A 19,451-nucleotide genomic window follows, 5' to 3' on the forward strand; every position below is an offset into this window, starting at 1 on the left:
CGAGGTCTCCGAACACGAGGTGGGCGCGCGGCACCTCGCGGGTCCTGACTGGTACCAGGTCCTCCGTCGTGCGGCGGCGGGCCCGCCCGACGAGGAGGTCGACCGAGCATGGTGCGAGACGACGCTCCCTGGCTGCCGGCCCGTCCCGGCGCGGGCCGCCGTGCCGACGCGCCGGAGGCCGGCGCGGCGCAGCCCGCCTCCCTGCCGTCCGGCTCCCGCCTCCCCCCTGCCGTGCCGCACGAGGAGGCGCCCCGACGTCGCCGCCGGACGACCGCCTCCTCGTCGTCCCGCCTGCGCTCCGCCTACCTCGCCCTCGCCCTCGCGACCACGGCCGTGCTCGTCGTCGGGGTCGCGGTCGTCCCCCGCTACGGCAGCGGCCCGGCGACCGGCACGCCCGTCGCGGACGAGCTGCGACGCCTGCCCACGGACGCCGCGTGGAGCCTCGACCTCGCCGGCCTCCTCGCGCCCGACGTGCCCCCGAGCTGCGTGCACGTCTGGCCCTCCGCCGCCGTCGACGGCCTCGTCGCGGTGGGCACCTCGGTGGACCTCGAGACCGACGACGCCGCGTCGTCGCCGGGCTGTCGCCGCGCCGCCGTGTCCGGGAACACGAGCCGCGTGGCGCTCGTCGAGGCCGGGACGGGCCGCGTCCGCTGGGTGCACGACCTCGCGGAGGACGTGCCCGACGCGGACGCCCTGGCCATCCCGGCGACGCAGGTCGTCCCGGCCGCCGACCGCGTGCTGGTCCAGGTCCAGACCTCGGGCGGCGCCGCGCAGGTCGCGCTCGACCTCGACGGAGGCGGCTCCCTGGAGGTGGCCCGCGGGCGCCGCGACCTGCCCGCCGTGAGCGTCGCCGCCGTCGGGCGCCTGCAGCTCCGGGCCGTCGGCGGCACCGACGACGCGTCGCGGCGCTTCTCCCTCGTCGACGCGGGCGACCTCACCGAGCCCGTCTGGCAGGGCCGGGCCGACGTGGGCACCACTCCCCTGCTGCTGGAGTCGGGCGTCGTCCTCGAGGCGGACGGCCGCAGCTCGTTCGTCGACGGCCGCACCGGCGCGGCGCGTCCGCTCGAACGGGGCCGGGGCCGGGGCACGACCCTCGAGACGGCCGCCGTCGGCCCCGCCGGCGACGGTTCCCTCTACGTGGTCGAGCGGGCGGGACGGTCTCGTCCGACCGTGTCGGCCGTCGACCCGCTCGGCGACCGGCGCTGGACGACCCCCGTCGAGGCAGGAGCCCTCGACGTGACGGACCGGTGCGTCCTCGCCCTGTCGCCCGACGCCTCCTCCGTGACCTGCCTCGACCGGGGAGACGGTCGGGTGCTCTGGAGCCGCGACCTCGGAGGTCCTGCCCGGGTCGTGCCCGTGCCGGGGCAGTCGCGGGACGACGTCTGGGTCGTGGCGCAGCGCGACGACGGCCCCGAGCTGGCCGCCCTCGACGTGTCGGACGGCTCGCGCCGTGTCGCCGTGCCGCTCGGCCCGTCCGACGAGGTGGTCGCCGCGTCGCGCACCGTCGTCTACGTCGAGACGGACGACTCGGGCGCCAGCCCCGACGCGGTCAGCGCCTACGACGCGTCGAGCGGACGCCGGCTCTGGACGTCGACGTCGCCCGGCCGGGTCTCGTTCTGGGGCGGCGCCCTCGTCGTCGTGGACGACTCCGCCGCCGCCTCCCGCCTCGTCGACCGCACCCGCGTCGGGAGCACCTCGTGACGGCGCCGGGCGCCCCGTGGCAGCCCCCGCGGCCGAGGGCCGCGGTGGTCTGGGAGACGCCGACGACCGGGGCACGGACGACGACCGCCGAGGAGGCGGAGGGCGGCCAGCAGGTCCCGCCTCCGTCCGGGAGCCCGTCGGGTCGTCCGCCGTCGCCCGGCCCGCGCTGGTGGCGCCGCCTCGCGCCCGGCCGTCGTCTCGCCCTCGGCTACCTCGCCCTGGTGGTGGCCGCCGTGGCCGTCACCGCCGCCCTCGTCCCCGGCCAGCCGGTGTACGGCGGGCTGTCGCCCTGGCAGGGCACGTCGACCGTCGACCTGCGGGAGGCGCCGACCGCCTCCGGCTGGACCGCCGACCTCGCCGGGACGCTCGCCCCCGGCGCGCCGGCCCTCTGCCTGAGGTTCCCCTCGGCGCCGGTCGGCGACGACGGTCTCGTGCTCGTCCGCGCCGCACCTGCCTGGACCTACGGCTTCGCGAACGACGCGGGCTGCGGCAGCGACACCCGGCAGGTCGGGTCGCGGGTCGGGCTGCTCGACACGCGGGACGGCCGGATGGCCTGGGTGCACGACGCCCGGGACGACTTCGCCGACCTGGGCGACCTCGACGGAGCCGAGGTGCTGTCGGCCTCGCCGATCGGCCCGGCGGGCGACCCCGACCGCCTCCTGCTGCGCACCTCGGGCGGCGCCCTCTCGAAGCTCGTGGCGCTGGACCCCGCGACGGGTCGGGTCGTCGACGGCTCCGCGCCGTGGACGACGACGGACAGCGACCAGTTCCAGTCGGAGGGCCAGGTCGTCCTCACGGGACGCCAGCCGTCCGCGGGCGGCGCCTACCGGTACGAGGTCCGCGACGCGGACGACCTCGGGCACGTGACGTGGCGGGGCGCCGGCACGACGACGGGCGTCGTCCTCGCCCTCCCGGACCGCGCCCTCGTCTCGACGCCGGGCGGCACGGTGGCCGTCGACCCGCGGACGGGCCGCGAGCGCGACTGGGGCACGAGGCTCGACACGCTGGTCGGGCCGCTCGTGCACGACGACCTCATCGTGTCGCCGTCGGGTCGGTCGGGGGGCTTCACGGCCGTCGACCTCGACGGGCGCACCCGGTGGACGACCTCCCCCGACGTGCAGGGGGCGCCGAGCGCGGCACGCACGTGCCTCGTCGTGACCGACGTCGCGGACGACCGCGTCAGCTGCGTCGACTGGGACACGGGCGAGACCCGCTGGAGCCACGACCGCCGGGGAGCGGTCAGCGTCGACGGCCTCGCCGGCCAGACCGACGACGACCTCTTCGCCGCGGCGCCCGACGGGGACGACGGATCGCTCGCCCTGCGCGTCCTCGACGGGACCGACGGGGCCGCGAGGTCGGTCGTCGAGCTGCCGGGCGGTGCGGTGCCGGCCGCGACCGGACGCACCGTCGGCTACGCGTTCGCCTACGGCAGCTCGGGCGGCCGGTCGACGGTCGTCGCCTTCGACCGGTCGTCGGGCGAGCGGCTGTGGGTCTACCAGGGCAGGCTGCAGGTGTCGTTCTGGGGCGGAGCGCTGGTCGACGTCGACGTCGACGGCGTGGCGCATGAGCTCACCGGACCGGAGGCATCCGAGGTCGTCGCGCCCCGGTGGTGACGACGACCCTGTTCGAACGCGCGTTCGAACGATCAGCTAGGCTGAGGGGCATGAGCACGACCTTCACCTCCTCCCTGCTGGACGGCCTCGACGACGACGCCGAGACGGGCGCGGGCCCCGTCACGAGGCGGGGCACCGGCCTGCGCGACCTCGACGGGGCCGTGCAGCACCTGCCCCTCGACGACGGCGCGTGGCTCGACCTCGTGCCCGGCTGGGCGACGGGCAGCGACGCGATGTTCGAGCGCCTCGTCGCCGAGGTCCCCTGGCAGGCCGACACGCGGACGATGTACGACCGGGTGGTCGAGGTGCCACGGCTGGTGTCGTCCTACGGCGAGCGCGACGTGCTGCCCGACCCCGTGCTCGGCACGGCGCGCGACGAGCTGAACCAGTGGTACTCCAGCCGGCGCGGGGCGCCCGACGAGCAGCTGTTCCGCCGCGCCGGGCTCTGCTTCTACCGCACGGGCGACGACAGCATCGCCTGGCACGGCGACCGCGTCGGCCGCACGATCGACCGCGACACGATGGTGGGCATCCTGTCCCTCGGCGCGCCGCGCACCCTCGCGATCCGGTCACGTCGCACGGGCAAGGTGCAGCGCTTCCCCCTCGGCCACGGCGACCTGCTGGTGATGGGCGGCAGCAGCCAGCGCACGCACGAGCACGCGATCGCGAAGACCCGCAAGGCGGTCGGCCCGCGCATCTCGGTGCAGTTCAGACCCGTGTGGCCTGCGTAGGCCGCCCGCGGCCGGAGCGGGCCGCTCGGGTCTGGACAGTCAGGCACGGCGACCGGTGTGGCCCGCGTAGCAGCTCCCTCCCGCCCGACGCTCGTCGCTCATCCGGGCCTGCGCTCGTATGCTGTGCGCACGACCGACGACGAGGTGGACGAGCATGGCACCAGCGACCCGTGACGACGTGGCGCGCCTGGCCGGCGTCTCGTCGAGCACCGTCTCGTACGCCCTCAGCGGCCGTCGGACGATCTCGGACGCCACCCGCCGTCGCGTCGAGGCGGCCATGGCCGAGCTCAACTACACGCCGAACGCCTTCGCGCGCGGCCTGGCGGGGTCGCGGGGCGGCATCCTGGCCCTGCACTACCCGTACGGCAGGCGCGGCGTGACGTCGTCCGAGTTCGAGTACGTCGCGGCAGCCACGGACCGGGCGCGGGAACGCGGCTACCACCTCCTGCTCTGGTCGACCCCGATCGACGACGTCGAGGGCCTGGAGAGCCTCGTGAGCGAGGGCCTGGTCGACGGCGTCGTCCTGATGGAGCTGACGCCGGAGGACGACCGCGTGCCCGTCCTGACGGAGGCGCGGGTCCCTTTCACGAACATCGGCCGCCCCGACGACGTGGCCGGCCTCTGGTTCGTGGACGCCGACTACGACGCGCTGGGGCGCCTGGCCGTGCAGCACCTCGTCGACCTCGGCCACGAGCGGGCGTTCTTCCTCAGCCAGTCGGTCGGCTCGCACGAGCGCGGCTCGGGCCCCCTCGCGAGGGCCTCCCGCGCACTGGACGACGCCGCGCGGCGAGCGGGCCTCGTGCTCGAGGTGCACCACGCCCCCGTCTCGGTCACGGGCGGCCGCGCGGCCTTCGACGCGTTCGTCGCCTCGCCGGCACGTCCCACCGCGGTGGTCGCGTTCAACGAGACGGCGTTGGCCGGCTTCGTGCAGGCGGCCGCGTTCGCCGGCTGCTCGATCCCCCGAGACGCCTCGGTGGTGGCCCTCAGCATCGGCGACCTCGCCGCGGACATGACCTCGCCGCCGCTCACGACCGTCTCGCCGCCTGGTGTCGAGCTCGCGGCGGCCGCCGTCGACCACCTCGTCGACCGGCTGGAGGGATGCCGGCTCGACGCGCCGCACCTCCTCGTGGCCCCGCAGCTCGTCGTCCGGGGCAGTTCCGCGCCCCCGCCCCTCGACTCCCACGGCGCCGTCCGTCCTGCCGCTCGTCCCGCTGCGACGCGCCGCTAGCACGGGTTGTTGCGCGCCTCCTGCGCGTGTGTGACACTCATCGTCGACGCGCGTCGACGACGACGCGCGCGGCAGTGTCCCGGCTCGGCAGCACGAGCGGGGCACGTGCATCGCAACTCGACGAGGAGATCACCATGCGAGCATCCCTGCACCGCAGGTTCACCGGGCCCCTGGCCATCCTGGCGGCATCCAGCTTCCTGCTGGTCGGCTGCTCCGGAAGCGCCGACCCCAACGACCCCAACGCGGGCGGCGACGCCGGCGGATCGGTCGGCACGGCCGACGGCGTCGTCAACGTCTACGGCACCATCAACGGCGACGAGGCGACCCTGCTCGAGGAGTCGTGGGCCGACTGGGAGAAGCAGAACGACATCGAGATCAAGTACACGGGCGACAAGGAGTTCGAGAAGCAGATCGGCATCAAGGTCCAGGGCGGCGACACCCCCGACCTCGCGATCTTCCCGCAGCCAGGTCTCCTCGCCGACACCGTGACGTCGTCGGGCAAGGTGCAGGAGCTCCCGGCCGACGCGCTCGCCAACGTCAAGGAAGGCTGGTCCGAGGACTGGCAGAAGTACGGCCAGGTCGACGGCACGCAGTACGGTGCTCCGCTGATGGCCAGCGTCAAGGGCTACGTCTGGTACTCCCCCGCGAAGTTCGCGGAGTGGGGCGTCGAGATCCCCAAGACCTACGACGAGCTCGTCGAGGTCTCGAAGACCATCCAGGAGAAGACCGGCACCGCTCCCTGGTGCGCGGGCTTCAACTCGGGCGAGGCCTCGGGCTGGCCCGGCACCGACTGGGTCGAGGACCTCGTGCTCCGCGAGGCCGGCCCCGACGCCTACGACTCGTGGGTCTCCGGCGACACGAAGTTCACCGACCCCGAGATCAAGGACGCGTTCGACTCCGTCGGCACGATCCTGCAGGACCCGGCGATGGTCAACGCCGGCTACGGCGACGTGAAGTCGATCAACTCGACCGCTTTCGGCGACGTCGCGACCAACGTGGCGAACGGCAGCTGCGCGCTGACGCACCAGGCCTCGTTCTTCGAGGGCTTCCTCACCGCGGCGAACAACGCCGAGGGCACCCCCGCCACGGTCGCCGAGGACGGCGACGTGTGGGCCTTCCTCACCCCGCCGATGAAGGAGGACGACCCGGCAGCCGTCACCGGCGGCGGTGAGTTCGTCGCCGCGTTCTCGAACGACGACGACACCGCCAAGGTGCAGGCGTACCTCGCCAGCGCCGACTGGGCGAACAGCCGCGTCTCGCTCGGAGGCGTCATCTCGGCGAACAAGGGCCTCGACCCGGAGAACGCCGGCAGCGACCTGCTGAAGGGCGCCGTCGAGATCCTCCAGGGCACGGACACCACGTTCCGCTTCGACGGCTCCGACCTGATGCCCAAGTCGGTCGGCTCCGACAGCTTCTGGAAGGGCATGGTCGACTGGATCGACGGCACGGACACCGACTCGGTGCTCGAGGAGATCCAGGCCGGCTACACCAGCTAGCCAGCAACCCCGCCGTGAGGGGCCGTCGCCGTGCGGCGGCGGCCCCTCACGCGTCCCCGTCGCGCACAGCCGCCTCCTCCCGCCTGCGCCCGAGCGCCCCCCGTACCCGAACGTGAAAGGGACAGCGATGTCCAGTTTCTTCCAGTGGTTGGCGGGCATCCCGCCCCTGGCCCAGATCCCTCTGATCCTGCTCGCCTTCGCCGCGCTGGTCGGCGTGGTGCTCGTCTTCGTCGAGTTCGCGCCCCGCCGCGGCCTGCAGTACACGATCCTCCGCCTCGCCGTCTGCGTCGTCGTCCCCGTGGTGGTGCTGCTCGCCTTCGGCCTCTACCAGTCGGTCATCTGGGTCGCGGCGATCGCCGCCGTCCTCGGCGGCGGGCTGTTCCTGCTCGACTACCGCTCGAAGCGCGGGGCCGGCTACTCGCTCCAGCTCATCGCCTTCATGACCCCGGCGGTGTTCTTCCTGCTGATCGGCCTGATCTACCCCACCATCACCACCGCGGGCCAGGCCTTCATGAAGAACGACGGCTCGGGCTTCGCGGGCCTCGACAACTTCGTCTGGGTCTTCACGAGCCCCGACGGCCTCACCGCCTTCGGCAACACGCTGATCTGGGTGCTGCTCGCGCCGATCACCGCGACCGCCATCGGCCTCGCCTACGCGGTCTTCATCGACAAGAGCCGCGGCGAGAAGTTCCTGAAGCTGCTCGTCTTCATGCCGATGGCCATCTCGTTCGTGGGCGCGTCGATCATCTTCAAGTTCTTCTACGACATCCGCCAGGGCGACCAGATCGGCCTGCTGAACGGCATCCTCGTCGGCTTCGGCGGCCAGCCCGTCGACTGGCTGGGCCTCGAGCCGTGGAACACCCTCCTGCTCGTGATCGTGCTGATCTGGACCCAGGCGGGCTTCGCGATGACCGTGCTGTCCGCGGCCATCAAGGGCGTCCCGGCGGAGCAGCTCGAAGCGGCCTCGCTCGACGGGACGAACGGCTTCCAAGCCTTCCGTCACATCACGGTCCCCGGCATCCGCACCACGATCATCGTGGTGCTCACGACCATCTCGATCGCCTCGCTCAAGGTCTACGACATCGTCTCGGCGATGACCGGCGGCCGCAACGACACGACCATCCTCGCCTTCGAGATGGTGCGCCAGTTCCAGCTCGGCAGCCGCACCGGGTACAGCTCGGCGCTGGCCGTGATCCTGTTCGTGCTCGTCCTGCCGATCGTCGTCTACAACGCCCGCCAGATCCAGAAGCAGAGGGAGATCCGATGACCGCCACCCCCACCCCCGTCGGGGTCGCCGTCGGCTCGGGCACCGAGCGGCAGCTCAAGCGCGGCCTCGCCGCCGTCGAGAGCTCGAGCGGCAAGCTGAAGAAGGGCACGACGAGCCGCGGCGCCACGATCGCCGCGCTCGTCATCGCCGCGATCTGGACGCTGCCGACGGCCGGTCTCTTCATCTCGTCGTTCCGCCCCGCGAACGACATCAAGACGACCGGCTGGTGGACCGTCTTCGCCAATCCCGGGTTCACGTTCGACAACTACGTCAACGCGTTCAACTCGGGCGACAGCCTCACCCTCGGCAAGGCCTTCTTCAACTCCCTCGTCATCACGCTGCCCGCGGCCCTCATCCCGATCACGATCGCCAGCCTCGCGGCCTACGCGTTCGCGTGGATCGACTTCAAGGGCCGCAACACGATGTTCGTGCTCGTCTTCGCGCTGCAGATCGTGCCGATCCAGATGGCCCTCGTGCCGCTGCTCCGGCTCTTCTCCGACGGTCTCCGGGTCGGGGGCCTGTACATCCTCCCCGGCCTGGGGGTGAACGGGCTCGACGGCTCGTTCGCCAAGGTGTGGATCGCGCACACGATCTTCGCGCTCCCCCTGGCCATCTTCATGCTGCACAACTTCATCTCCGAGATCCCGGCGGAGGTGATCGAGGCGGCCCGCATGGACGGCGCCGGACACGGCCAGGTCTTCTTCCGCATCGTGCTGCCGCTGTCGATGCCGGCCATCGCCTCCTTCGGCATCTTCCAGTTCTTGTGGGTGTGGAACGACCTGCTCGTGGCGACGGTGTTCACCTCGGGGCAGGGGCTGCCCATCACGAAGGCGCTGCAGGACCTGTCGGGCTCGTACGGCCAGTCGTGGGAGCTGCTCACGGCCGGCGCCTTCATCTCGATCATCGTGCCGCTGATCGTGTTCTTCGCCCTGCAGCGGTTCTTCGTCCGCGGCCTGTTGGCCGGCGCCACGAAGGGCTAGACCGCCCTGGCGGTGCTCGACCTGCCTCACGGCGGGACGGCCCCGGCGACGTCACACCGACGTCGCCGGGGCCGTCCTCGTGGGGGCTGGGCTGGGGCGGGCCCTGAGGGGCCGATCCTTCCCCAGAACGACGAAACCGCCCGGCTGAGAGCCGGGCGGTTTCGTGGTGGTGACCCCAACGGGATTCGAACCCGTGTTACCGCCGTGAGAGGGCGACGTACTAGGCCGCTATACGATGGGGCCGTATTTGCAACTCGTCGAGTATGCCACAGCTGTCGAGCCGGTCACAAATCGAGGCCGCCCCGCGTGTCGCGGACGGTCCGCGGATGCGCAGGAGGCGGGGCACCGGTCCCCGACGAGGGGTCGCCGCGGCCTGCGGCGGGCGTACAGTCGGCCTCATGCGCCTCACGAAACTCGAACACGCCTGCCTCGTCGTCGAGAAGGACGGGCGCAAGCTCGTCATCGACCCCGGCTCGTTCACCGCTCCCCTGGTCGACCTGCATGACGTCGACGCCGTCGTCGTGACCCACGAGCACGCCGACCACTGGACGCCCGACCAGCTCGGCCACCTGCGGGAGACGAACCCCGGCGCGGTCCTGTACGGACCGCAGGGCGTCGCGGACGCGGCCGACGGGTTCGAGGTCCACGTCGTCACCGACGGCGACACGGTCGAGGCCGGGCCCTTCACCCTGTCGTTCCACGGGACGCGGCACGCGGTGATCCACGAGAGCATCCCCGTGATCGACAACGTCGGCGTCCTGGTCGACGGATCGCTGTTCTACCCGGGCGACCAGTTCACCGTGCCGAGCGTGCCCGTCGAGACCCTGGCGACGCCGGTCGGCGCCCCGTGGCTCAAGGTGTCCGAGGTCATCGACTACGTGGCGGCGGTGAAGCCGAAGCTGGCCTTCCCGACGCACGAGCAGACCCTCTCCGGCCCCGGCCTGGCGATGCACTTCGACCGGATGAAGGCGAGCGCGCAGTCGGTCGGCGGCGACGCCGTGCAGCTGGCTGCCCACGAGTCGATCGAGCTCTAGGCGCGGCCGCTCCCCACGCACAGCACGACGCCCCGGCACCGATCGCGAGACCGGCGTCGGGGCGTCGTGCCGTGGTGCTGCCTGTCGGCTACAGCGTGACGTCGATCTCGCGGAGCAGCTCGGCGTCGATCGCCGTGCGCACCTTCTCGAGCAGGTCGTCGGGTGCGGGGCTGTCGATCGTGAGCACGCTGAGAGCCTGGCCCCCGGCGCTGCGGCGGGCGATCTGCATGCCGGCGATGTTGATGCCGGCGTCGCCGAACTCCTTGCCGTAGACGGCGACGATGCCCGGGCGGTCGCCGTAGACCATGACGAGGTGGTGGGCCGCGATCGGGACCTCGACGTCGTAGCCGTTGATCTCGACGATCTTCTCGACCTGCTTCGTGCCCGTCAGTGTGCCCGAGACCGAGATCTGGCCGCCGTCGGCGAGCGAGCCGCGGACGGTGAGGACGTTGCGGTACTCCTCGCTCGTGGGGTCCGTGAGCAGCCGCACGGTGATGCCGCGCTGCTCCGCCAGCAGCGGCGCGTTCACGTAGCTGACCGACTCGCTGACGATGTTCGTGAAGATGCCCTTGAGCGCAGCGAGCTTGAGGACGCTGACGTCGTGGTCGACGAGGTCGCCGCGGACCTCGACGTCGACGCTGGTGAGGGGCGAGTCGGCGAGGGCGGCGAAGACCTGGCCGATCTTCTCGAGCAGCGGGATGCCGGGGCGCACGTAGGGGTCGATGACCCCGCCGGCGACGTTCACGGCGTCGGGCACCAGCTCGCCGCCGAGGGCGAGTCGCACCGAGCGCGCGACCGAGACGCCCGCCTTCTCCTGCGCCTCGTCCGTCGACGCGCCGAGGTGCGGGGTCACGACGACGTTCTCGAGGCCGAGCAGCTTCTGGTCGACCGGGGGCTCCGACACGAAGACGTCGAGGCCCGCGCCGGCGATCTCGCCCGTGGTGAGCGCCGTGTAGAGGTCGTCCTCGTCGATCAGGCCGCCACGGGCCACGTTGACGACGAAGGCCGTCGGCTTCATCGCCTTCATCTGCTCGAGGCCGATCATGCCGGTCGTCTCGGCCGTCTTCGGCATGTGGATGGTGACGAAGTCGGCGGTGGCGAGCAGCTCGTCGAGCGAGAGCAGCGTGACGCCGAGCTGCTGGGCGCGGGCCGGGGTGACGTACGGGTCGTAGGCGACCACGTTCACGCCGAAGGCCTGCAGGCGGGCCGTGATCAGCGCTCCGATGCGTCCGAGGCCCACGATGCCCACGGTCTTCTCGAACAGCTCGACGCCCGTGTACTTCGAGCGCTTCCACTGGCCCTGGGCCAGGGCGGAGTGCGCCGCCGGGATGTGCCGCGCGAGGCTGAGGATGTGTCCGACGGTGAGCTCGGCCGCCGAGATGATGTTGGAGGTCGGCGCGTTCACGACCATGACGCCGGCGGTCGTGGCCGCCTTGATGTCGACGTTGTCGAGCCCGACGCCCGCACGGGCGATCACCTTGAGGCCGGGAGCCGCCGCGATGGCCTCGGCGTCCAGCTGCGTCGCCGAGCGGACGAGCACCGCGTCGGCCCCCGCGAGGGCCGAGAGCAGCGCGGGACGGTCGGTGCCGTCCACCGACCGGACGTCGAAGTCGGGGCCGAGGGCCTCGACGGTGGCGGGTGAGAGTTCTTCTGCGATCAGCACGACGGGCTTGGCCACGGAGACGATGTCCTAACGAGAGGGGTCTGGGGTGAACGCCGCGACGCGCCGTGGGCGCGGCTGCTGTGCACTCTATCGACTCGGGCGGCGCATGACGCGCACATGACGCCCCGCCCCGCGTCCGCCGTCGGGGCGCACGGCCCGGCGGCTCGGATCAGATGCTGAGCACGTACGCCGTGATCGTGAGCGACACCGAGCCGACGAGCGCCAGCGCCGCGACGAACGCGAGCACGACCTGCCAGAGCGGCCGCCGGCGCGCCACGAGGAGCGCCGCGACCCACGCGACGACCGGCAGCAGCACGTTGGCCACGAGCGCGGCCCACGGCGGCGAGGCGGCTAGGCCGTCGACCCCGACCTCGTCGAAGAACTCGTTGTTCTGGTAGCGGACGTCCTGCGGCACGAGCACGAGGTTGGTGATCGCCTCGTACAGGTCGTAGGCGAAGAACGAGGCGGCCAGGGCGGCGACCACGACGACGCCGACGCGGGAGCCACGACGGCGTGAGGCGGCGGCGGGGCCGACCGGCTGCGTGACCGGACCGGTCTCGCGGGCGGTCACGCGCCTCCTCCGATCACCAGGGGCCACGGCGCCAGGGCGACCGCCCCGACGGCGAACACGAGGAGGCGCCGCGACGACCGCGACTGCGGCACGAGCAGGATCGTGGTCACGAACCACACCGCGGGCGCGACGATCGCCAGCGCGACGCCGAGCAGCCACAGCGCCGTCTGCACACGGTCGACGGCCGTGCCGCCGAACGAGAGGAGGAACTGGTCCCTCGAGACGAGCCAGCCGACGCAGGACAACAGCGCGACGCCGCCGAAGACCCCGTGGCCCACCAGGGAGGCGCTGCTCATCCCCGCGGGGAGCTCGTCGTCGGCCTCGGGGCCGGCCTGCGAGACGGGCGCGGGGCCCTCGACGTGGCTGGCGTCACGCTCGTCTCCCCAGCTGAGGGCGTCGTCGTGCTCGTCGATCTCGTCGTGCTCGTCGTGCTCGTCGTGCTCGTCGATCTCGTGTGGCTCGGGGCGCGCCGGGAACGGGTCGGTCATGCCGTCGTCTTCGACGAGATCGCCTCCAGCAGCGCCGGGAACAGCGGGTGGCCCTGCTCGACGCCGGTCAGCGTGACCGTCAGCTCCTCGTCGGGGAGGCCCGAGGTGAGCAGCGCCTGCAGCTCGACGCTCTCGGAGTCGTCCGGCACGTCGAAGTCGAGCGCCGCACGGAGCGCGCGGACGAGCGCGTCGTGGCCGAGCCCGCGCTCGGCGAGCTGCGTGGCCGGACCGACGAAGCGCTCGTGGCGGCTGAGCTTGCGGAGCGGGCCGCGGCCGACCCGCTCGGTCGTGTCGGGCAGGTGCGGGTTCGAGATGCGCACCAGGTTCTTCTCGACGTAGGCCTGCTGCTCGTCGAGGTCGAGGTCGTGCTTGGCGACGAGCAGCTCGGTGGTCTCGCGGAGCGCGCCGCGGACCTCGGCCAGCACGGCCTCGTCGGCCAGTGCCTCGCGGATGCTCTCGAGGCCGTGCGAGAAGCCGTGGTAGGCGGCGGCCGCGTGGGCGGTGTTGACCGTGAACAGCTTGCGCTCGATGAACGGCGCCAGGTCGTCGACCCAGGTCACGCCGGCGATGTCGGGACGGTCGGCGCCGAAGGGCGCGCTCTCGACGACCCACTCGAAGAACGACTCGATGGTCACGTCGAGCGAGCCGCCGGCCTGCTCGGGGACGATGCGGTCGATCGCGCAGTTGGCGAAGACGGCGTTCTCGGCCGGGTCGGCCTGGCGGACGGCCTCGGCCAGGGAGTCGGTGGCGTTGATCGCGTTCTCGCACGCGATCACGGCGAGCGGCGCCAGGGAGGCCTCACGGGCGGCGAGCCCGCGGGCGATCACCGGGGCGACGAACGGGAGGATGCGGGCGCCCACGGCCGTCGTGACGACGTCGGCAGTCGCGATCTCGGCGACCAGCGCCTCCTCGTCGGTGCGGCTGTTGATCGCCCGGTAGCCGTCGACCACGGTGGTGCGGCTCTGCTCGCCCACCTCGTGCACCTCGAACGACGGCTGCTGCTGCAGCAGGCCGATCAGCTCGTCGTTGACGTCCGCGAACACGACCTCGTAGCCGCTCGCGTGCAGGAACTGCGCCACGAAGCCCCGACCGATGTTCCCCGCACCGAAGTGCACTGCCTTCTTGCTCGCTGCCATGCCCTAGATCATGCCACGACAGCCCGTGAGCCCCGGACGGCCGAGGGGCCCCGCTCCGGGTGGAGAGGGGCCCCTGCGGGTGGTGCTCAGGTGGAGAGGGGGTGGCTAGCGCGCAGCGCTGCCGTCGACGTAGTCCGTGTCGGTCTGCTTCCAGGCGAAGAGTGCGCGGAGCTCCTGGCCGGTGGCCTCGATGGGGTGCTCCTCGCCCTTCTTGCGCAGCTCGGCGAACTCGGGCGCGCCGGCGTCCTGGTCGTCGATGAAGCGCTTCGCGAAGGCGCCCGACTGGATGTCGGCCAGGACGGCCTTCATGTTCTCCTTCACGTCGGGCGTGATGACCCGGGGGCCCGAGACGTAGTCGCCGTACTCGGCGGTGTCGGAGACGCTCCAGCGCTGCTTGGCGAGGCCGCCCTCCCAGATGAGGTCGACGATCAGCTTGAGCTCGTGCAGCACCTCGAAGTAGGCGATCTGCGGCTGGTAGCCGGCCTCGGTGAGGGTCTCGAAGCCGTACTGGATCAGCTGCGAGGTGCCGCCGCAGAGCACGGCCTGCTCGCCGAAGAGGTCGGTCTCGGTCTCTTCGGTGAAGGTCGTCTTGATGCCGCCGGCACGGAGGCCGCCGATGCCCTTCGAGTACGACCAGGCGAGGTCCCAGGCCGAGCCGGATGCGTCGTTCTCGACCGCCACGATGACGGGGACGCCACGGCCCGCCTCGAACTCGCGGCGGACGGTGTGTCCGGGGCCCTTGGGGGCGACGAGCAGCACGTCGACGTTGTCGGGGGCCTCGATGTAGCCGAAGCGGATGTTGAAGCCGTGGCCGAAGACGAGCGCCTTGCCCTCGGTGAGGTTCGGGGCGATGTCGTCCGCGTAGACGTGGCGCTGCACCTGGTCGGGCGCGAGGACGACGATCACGTCGCCCCAGGCCGAGGCCTCGGCGGGGGTGTGGACCGTGAAGCCGGCCTCCTCGGCCTTGGCGCGGCTCTTCGAGCCCTCCTTGAGGCCGATGACGACCTCGACGCCCGAGTCGCGCAGGTTGAGCGCGTGGGCGTGGCCCTGCGAGCCGTAGCCGATGACGGCGACCTTCTTGCCCTGGATGATCGACAGGTCTGCGTCGGTGTCGTACACGATCTCAGTCACGGTGGTGGTTCTCCTTGTGTGGGGCGGTGGGGTGGAGCAGGGAGGCGGCGGGGACGAGCCCGCGCCGGTCACTGGGCCTTGGGGACCCGGTCGGTGATCGCCTTCGAGCCGCGGCCGATGGCCAGCAGGCCGGACTGCGAGATCTCGCGGATGCCGTAGGGCTCGAGCACGCGCAGCAGCGCCGTGGTCTTGCCGGTGTCGCCGGTGACCTCGATCACGAGCGAGTCGGTCGAGACGTCGACCACGGACGCGCGGAAGAGCGTGACGGCCTCGAGCACCTGCGACCGGGTGGTGGCGTCGACCCGCACCTTGATCAGCATGTGCTCGCGCTGCACCGACTGCGAGTAGTCGAGCTCGACGATCTTGATGACGTTGATCAGCTTGTTGAGCTGCTTCGTCACCTGCTCGAGCGGCAGCTCCTCGACGTCGACGACGACGGTGATGCGGCTGAGGCCCTCGACCTCGCTCTTGCCCACTGCGAGGCTCTCGATGTTGAAGCCGCGGCGGGCGAAGAGCCCGGCGACCCGGGTCAGCAGACCGGGCTTGTCCTCGACGAGGAGGCTCAGGACGTGGCTCATGCGTGCTCTCCTGTCATGTCGCCGTCACGGGTCGTGTCGGAGGCGCTGGTGCCGGGGGCCTCGTCGTCCCACTCGGGGGCGAGGGCCCGGGCGTGCTGGATCTCGGAGTTGGAGACGCCCTGGGGCACCATCGGCCAGACCATGGCGTCGCGGCTGACGACGAAGTCGATCACCACCGGGCGGTCGTTCGTCTCGAGCGCGAGCTGGATCGCGGCGTCGATCTCGTCCTCCCGCGTGACGCGGATGCCGAGGGCTCCGTACGCGTCGGCGAGCTTGACGAAGTCGGGCACCATCCGGGTCTCGTGGCCCGTGTTGAGGTCGGTGAACGAGTGACGGCCCTCGTAGAACAGGGTCTGCCACTGGCGGACCATGCCGAGCGACGAGTTGTTGATGATCGCGACCTTGATCGGGATGTCGTTGATGACGCAGGTGGCGAGCTCCTGGTTCGTCATCTGGAAGCACCCGTCGCCGTCGATGGCCCACACGACGCGGTCCGGCTGGGCCACCTTGGCGCCCATCGCGGCCGGCACCGAGTAGCCCATCGTGCCCGCGCCTCCCGAGTTCAGCCAGGCGTGGGGACGCTCGTACTCGATGAACTGCGCGGCCCACATCTGGTGCTGGCCCACGCCGGAGGCGTAGATCGCCTCGGGACCGGACAGCTGCCCGATCCGCTGGATCACGGCCTGAGGCGAGAGGAGGCCGTCGTCGGGCTGGGTGTAGCCGAGCGGGAACTGCTCGCGCAGCCCCTCGAGCTCCTGCCACCAGGCGGAGGTGTCGGCGCGGTCGGCGGCGGGGATCTCGGCGAAGGCCGCAGCGAGGTCGGGGATGACGACCTTCGCGTCGCCCACGATGGGGACGTCCGCGAGGCGGATCTTCGAGATCTCAGCCGGGTCGATGTCGACGTGGATCACCTTGGCGCCGGGGGCGAAGAGATCGGCCTTGCCGGTGACGCGGTCGTCGAAGCGGGCGCCGAGCGCGATGATGAGATCGCTCTCCTGCAGGCCGAGGACGGCCGGGACGGTGCCGTGCATGCCCGGCATGCCCAAGTGCTGGGCGTGGGTGTCGGGGAACGCGCCGCGAGCCATCAGCGTCGTGACGACGGGGGCGCCGGTCAGCTCGACCAGCGTCCTGAGCTCGGCGGACGCCCCGGCACGGATCACTCCGCCGCCGACGTAGAACACGGGCTGCTTCGCCTCGGCGATCATCTGGGCCGCCGCGGCGATCTGCTTGCCGTGCGCCTTCGTGACCGGCCGGTAGCCGGGCAGGTCGACGACGGGCGGCCAGACGAAGGGCGCCGAGTTCTGCTGGGCGTCCTTGGTGATGTCGACGAGCACGGGGCCGGGCCGGCCGGTGCTCGCGATCTGGTACGCGGCGGCGAGCGTCGCGGGGATGTCCTCGGGCTTCGTCACGAGGAACGAGTGCTTGGTGATCGGCATCGTGATGCCGACGATGTCGGCCTCCTGGAACGCGTCGGTGCCCATCAGGGTCGAGAAGACCTGTCCCGTGATGGCGAGCAGCGGCATGCTGTCCATGTAGGCGTCCGCGATGGCGGTGACGAGGTTGGTGGCCCCCGGACCGGAGGTGGCGATCGCCACGCCGACCCGTCCCGATGCCGCGGCGTAGCCCTCGGCCGCGTGGCCGGCGCCCTGTTCGTGGCGCACGAGGATGTGGCGGATGGCGGTCGACGCCATCAGCTCGTCGTAGAAGGGGATGATCGCGCCGCCGGGGAGGCCGAAGACGTCGGTGACCCCGAGGTGCTCGAGCGACTTGAGGATCGCGCCGGAGCCCGTGAGGACGACCGGCTGCGTGGTCGTCGCGGAGCTCGTGGGGCCGGCAGCGGGGGCCGGCCGGGCGCCGGGGCGCACGGGGGCGCCGGGCTGAGGTGTCGTGTCGTTGGGCATCAGTGCCGATTCCCTCTTCGTGGTGGTGGTGGAGCGGTGACGACGGTGCCGGTCGACGGCGGTGCGCTGTGCGGATCGGCGAGCCGGACGCCCCGTCCGGATGCCGGCTCGGGCGGCGGTGCCGCGCCGAGCCGGTCGGGACGAGGTCAGTACGTGACTGCGCCCTCGGCCGCGGAGCGGACCTGGCGTGCGTACTTGGCGAGGACACCGCGGGTGTAGCGCGGAGGGAGGGGAGCCCAGCCTTCTCGGCGGGCCTCGAGCTCAGCGGCGTCGACGAGTAGGTCGATCGAGCGAGCGGCGATGTCGACACGGATGAGGTCGCCATCACGCACGAAGGCGATGGGACCGGAGTCCACCGCTTCGGGTGCTATGTGGCCGATGCAGAGGCCGGTTGTGCCGCCCGAGAATCGTCCGTCCGTCAAGAGTAGTACATCCTTGCCGAGCCCAGCGCCCTTGATGGCCGCGGTGATGGCGAGCATCTCGCGCATCCCCGGACCGCCCTTCGGGCCCTCGTAGCGGATGACGACGACGTCGCCGGCCTCGATCCGCCCGGCCGTCAGGGCGTCCATCGCGCCGCGCTCACGCTCGAAGACCTTGGCCGGGCCCTCGAAGACCGAGGCGTCGAAGCCTGCGGTCTTGACGACGGCCCCCTCCGGGGCGAACGAGCCGCTCAGCACGGTGAGCCCGCCGGTCGCGTGGATCGGGTCGTCGAGGGTGCGCAGGACCTCGCCGTCGAGCGGCTTCGGCTTGATCGCCTCGAGGTTCTCCCGCACGGTCTTGCCGGTGACGGTGAGGCAGTCGCCGTGCAGCAGGCCCGCGTCGAGCAGGGCCTTCATGACGACGGGGACGCCGCCCATGCGGTCGACGTCGTTCATCACGTACTTGCCGAAGGGCTTGAGGTCGCCGATGTGCGGGATCGTGTCGCCGATGCGGTTGAAGTCGTCGATGGTGAGGTCGACCTCGGCCTCGTAGGCGATCGCCAGCAGGTGCAGCACGACGTTGGTCGACCCGCCGAACGCCATGGCCACGGCGATGGCGTTCTCGAACGCCTCCTTCGTCAGGATGTCGCGGGTGGTGATGCCGAGGCGCAGCAGGTTCACCACGGCTTCGCCCGAGCGGTGGGCGAAGTAGTCGCGACGACGGTCGGCCGAGGGCGGCGACGCCGAGCCGGGCAGGCTCATGCCGAGCGCCTCGGCGACGCTCGCCATCGTGTTGGCGGTGTACATGCCGCCGCAGGCGCCCTCGCCGGGCACGATGGCGCACTCGATGGCCTTCAGGTCGTCGTCGCTGATGGTGCCGGCCTTGTGCGCGCCGACGGCCTCGAACGAGTCGATGATCGTGACGTTCTTCTCGGTGCCGTCGCTGAGCTTGACCCAGCCGGGGGCGACGCTGCCCGCGTAGAGGAACACGCTGGCGAGGTCGAGGCGCGCGGCGGCCATGAGCATGCCGGGCAGCGACTTGTCGCAGCCGGCGAGCAGCACCGAGCCGTCGAGGCGCTCGGCGTTCATGACGACCTCGACGCTGTCGGCGATGACCTCGCGCGAGACGAGGGAGAAGTGCATGCCCTCGTGGCCCATCGAGATGCCGTCGGAGACGGAGACGGTGCCGAACTGCAGCGGGTAGCCGCCGCCGCCGTGCACTCCCTCTTTCGCGCCCTGGGCGAGCCGGTCGAGCGACAGGTTGCAGGGGGTGATCTCGTTCCAGCTGCTGGCGATGCCGATCTGCGGCTTCTCCCAGTCCTCGTCGCCCATGCCGACGGCGCGGAGCATGCCGCGCGAGGTGGTGGCCTCGACCCCGTCGGTGACGACGCGGCTCCGGGGCTTGATGTCGATGGGCGCTGCGTCGATGGGTGCTGCGTCGATGGGGCCTCGGGCTTCTGCGTCCGACGGCTGGCTGTCATTCACGGGCATGGGTCGAGTTTAGGGCCAGCTGG

General features: G+C 71.9%; 16 protein-coding genes and 1 tRNA gene. 8 read left to right on the forward strand and 9 right to left on the reverse strand.

The genetic code is table 11. The features are described 5' to 3' along the window. The first annotated feature begins 108 nt into the window (after positions 1-108). The 7 genes from EDF18_RS03895 to EDF18_RS03925 all read left to right on the forward strand — a co-directional run bounded on the left by EDF18_RS03895 (position 109) and on the right by EDF18_RS03925 (position 9,016). Positions 109-1,701 (forward strand): PQQ-binding-like beta-propeller repeat protein, encoded by a 1,593-nt coding sequence (locus tag EDF18_RS03895; protein ID WP_123546461.1) that lies wholly within the window; start codon positions 109-111, stop codon positions 1,699-1,701. A gap of 44 nt (positions 1,702-1,745) precedes the next feature. Continuing rightward, a complete protein-coding gene (locus EDF18_RS03900; protein WP_123546462.1) occupies positions 1,746-3,314 on the forward strand; it encodes a PQQ-binding-like beta-propeller repeat protein in 1,569 nt (522 codons plus the stop codon). A 50-nt stretch (positions 3,315-3,364) separates the two neighbouring features. Next, on the forward strand, positions 3,365-4,045 hold the full coding sequence (locus EDF18_RS03905) for an alpha-ketoglutarate-dependent dioxygenase AlkB (RefSeq protein ID WP_123546463.1): 681 nt from the start codon (positions 3,365-3,367) through the stop codon (positions 4,043-4,045). A gap of 154 nt (positions 4,046-4,199) precedes the next feature. Next, positions 4,200-5,273 (forward strand): LacI family DNA-binding transcriptional regulator, encoded by a 1,074-nt coding sequence (locus EDF18_RS03910; RefSeq protein ID WP_158614605.1) that lies wholly within the window; start codon positions 4,200-4,202, stop codon positions 5,271-5,273. 134 nt (positions 5,274-5,407) lie between these two features. Further along, positions 5,408-6,769 (forward strand): ABC transporter substrate-binding protein, encoded by a 1,362-nt coding sequence (locus EDF18_RS03915; RefSeq protein WP_123547278.1) that lies wholly within the window; start codon positions 5,408-5,410, stop codon positions 6,767-6,769. 127 nt (positions 6,770-6,896) lie between these two features. Next, complete coding sequence (locus EDF18_RS03920; protein ID WP_123546465.1) at positions 6,897-8,036, forward strand: carbohydrate ABC transporter permease; 1,140 nt, start codon at positions 6,897-6,899, stop codon at positions 8,034-8,036. Continuing rightward, positions 8,033-9,016, forward strand: a complete 984-nt coding sequence (locus EDF18_RS03925; RefSeq protein ID WP_123546466.1) for a carbohydrate ABC transporter permease — start codon at positions 8,033-8,035, stop codon at positions 9,014-9,016. The genes EDF18_RS03920 and EDF18_RS03925 overlap by 4 nt, the downstream gene beginning before the upstream one ends. A gap of 167 nt (positions 9,017-9,183) precedes the next feature. Here EDF18_RS03925 and EDF18_RS03930 read toward each other — a convergent pair. Further along, a tRNA-Glu gene (locus EDF18_RS03930) sits at positions 9,184-9,259 on the reverse strand. 155 nt (positions 9,260-9,414) lie between these two features. Here EDF18_RS03930 and EDF18_RS03935 point away from each other — a divergent pair. Then, positions 9,415-10,050 carry an MBL fold metallo-hydrolase gene (locus EDF18_RS03935; protein WP_123546467.1) on the forward strand — a complete coding sequence of 212 codons (636 nt, stop codon included), beginning with the start codon at positions 9,415-9,417 and terminating at the stop codon, positions 10,048-10,050. 88 nt (positions 10,051-10,138) lie between these two features. Here the strand turns inward: EDF18_RS03935 and serA are convergent, their stop codons facing one another. From serA to ilvD, 8 genes are all read right to left on the reverse strand, one after another. Beyond that, positions 10,139-11,728, reverse strand: coding sequence for a phosphoglycerate dehydrogenase (gene serA / locus EDF18_RS03940; RefSeq protein WP_123546468.1), 1,590 nt, complete (start codon positions 11,726-11,728; stop codon positions 10,139-10,141). 154 nt (positions 11,729-11,882) lie between these two features. Then, positions 11,883-12,284 carry a hypothetical protein gene (locus EDF18_RS03945; protein WP_123546469.1) on the reverse strand — a complete coding sequence of 134 codons (402 nt, stop codon included), beginning with the start codon at positions 12,282-12,284 and terminating at the stop codon, positions 11,883-11,885. After that, the gene (locus tag EDF18_RS03950; RefSeq protein ID WP_123546470.1) at positions 12,281-12,772 is read right to left on the reverse strand and encodes a hypothetical protein; all 492 of its coding nucleotides are present in this window, start codon (positions 12,770-12,772) and stop codon (positions 12,281-12,283) included. The genes EDF18_RS03945 and EDF18_RS03950 overlap by 4 nt, the downstream gene beginning before the upstream one ends. After that, the gene (locus EDF18_RS03955; RefSeq protein WP_123546471.1) at positions 12,769-13,908 is read right to left on the reverse strand and encodes a mannitol-1-phosphate 5-dehydrogenase; all 1,140 of its coding nucleotides are present in this window, start codon (positions 13,906-13,908) and stop codon (positions 12,769-12,771) included. The genes EDF18_RS03950 and EDF18_RS03955 overlap by 4 nt, the downstream gene beginning before the upstream one ends. Positions 13,909-14,013: 105 nt before the next feature. Further along, positions 14,014-15,039: a ketol-acid reductoisomerase gene (ilvC, locus tag EDF18_RS03960; protein ID WP_123546472.1), complete on the reverse strand. Its 1,026-nt coding sequence runs from the start codon at positions 15,037-15,039 to the stop codon at positions 14,014-14,016. 68 nt (positions 15,040-15,107) lie between these two features. Further along, positions 15,108-15,617, reverse strand: coding sequence for an acetolactate synthase small subunit (ilvN, locus tag EDF18_RS03965; protein WP_123546473.1), 510 nt, complete (start codon positions 15,615-15,617; stop codon positions 15,108-15,110). Beyond that, complete coding sequence (locus EDF18_RS03970; RefSeq protein WP_123546474.1) at positions 15,614-17,518, reverse strand: acetolactate synthase large subunit; 1,905 nt, start codon at positions 17,516-17,518, stop codon at positions 15,614-15,616. Before EDF18_RS03970 ends, ilvN begins: the two co-directional genes overlap by 4 nt. Before the next feature lie 146 nt (positions 17,519-17,664). Beyond that, on the reverse strand, positions 17,665-19,428 hold the full coding sequence (gene ilvD / locus EDF18_RS03975) for a dihydroxy-acid dehydratase (protein ID WP_123546475.1): 1,764 nt from the start codon (positions 19,426-19,428) through the stop codon (positions 17,665-17,667). Positions 19,429-19,451: the final 23 nt, after the last annotated feature.

It is taken from the genome of Frigoribacterium sp. PhB107 (genome assembly GCF_003751515.1).
Lineage (GTDB): Bacteria > Actinomycetota > Actinomycetes > Actinomycetales > Microbacteriaceae > Frigoribacterium.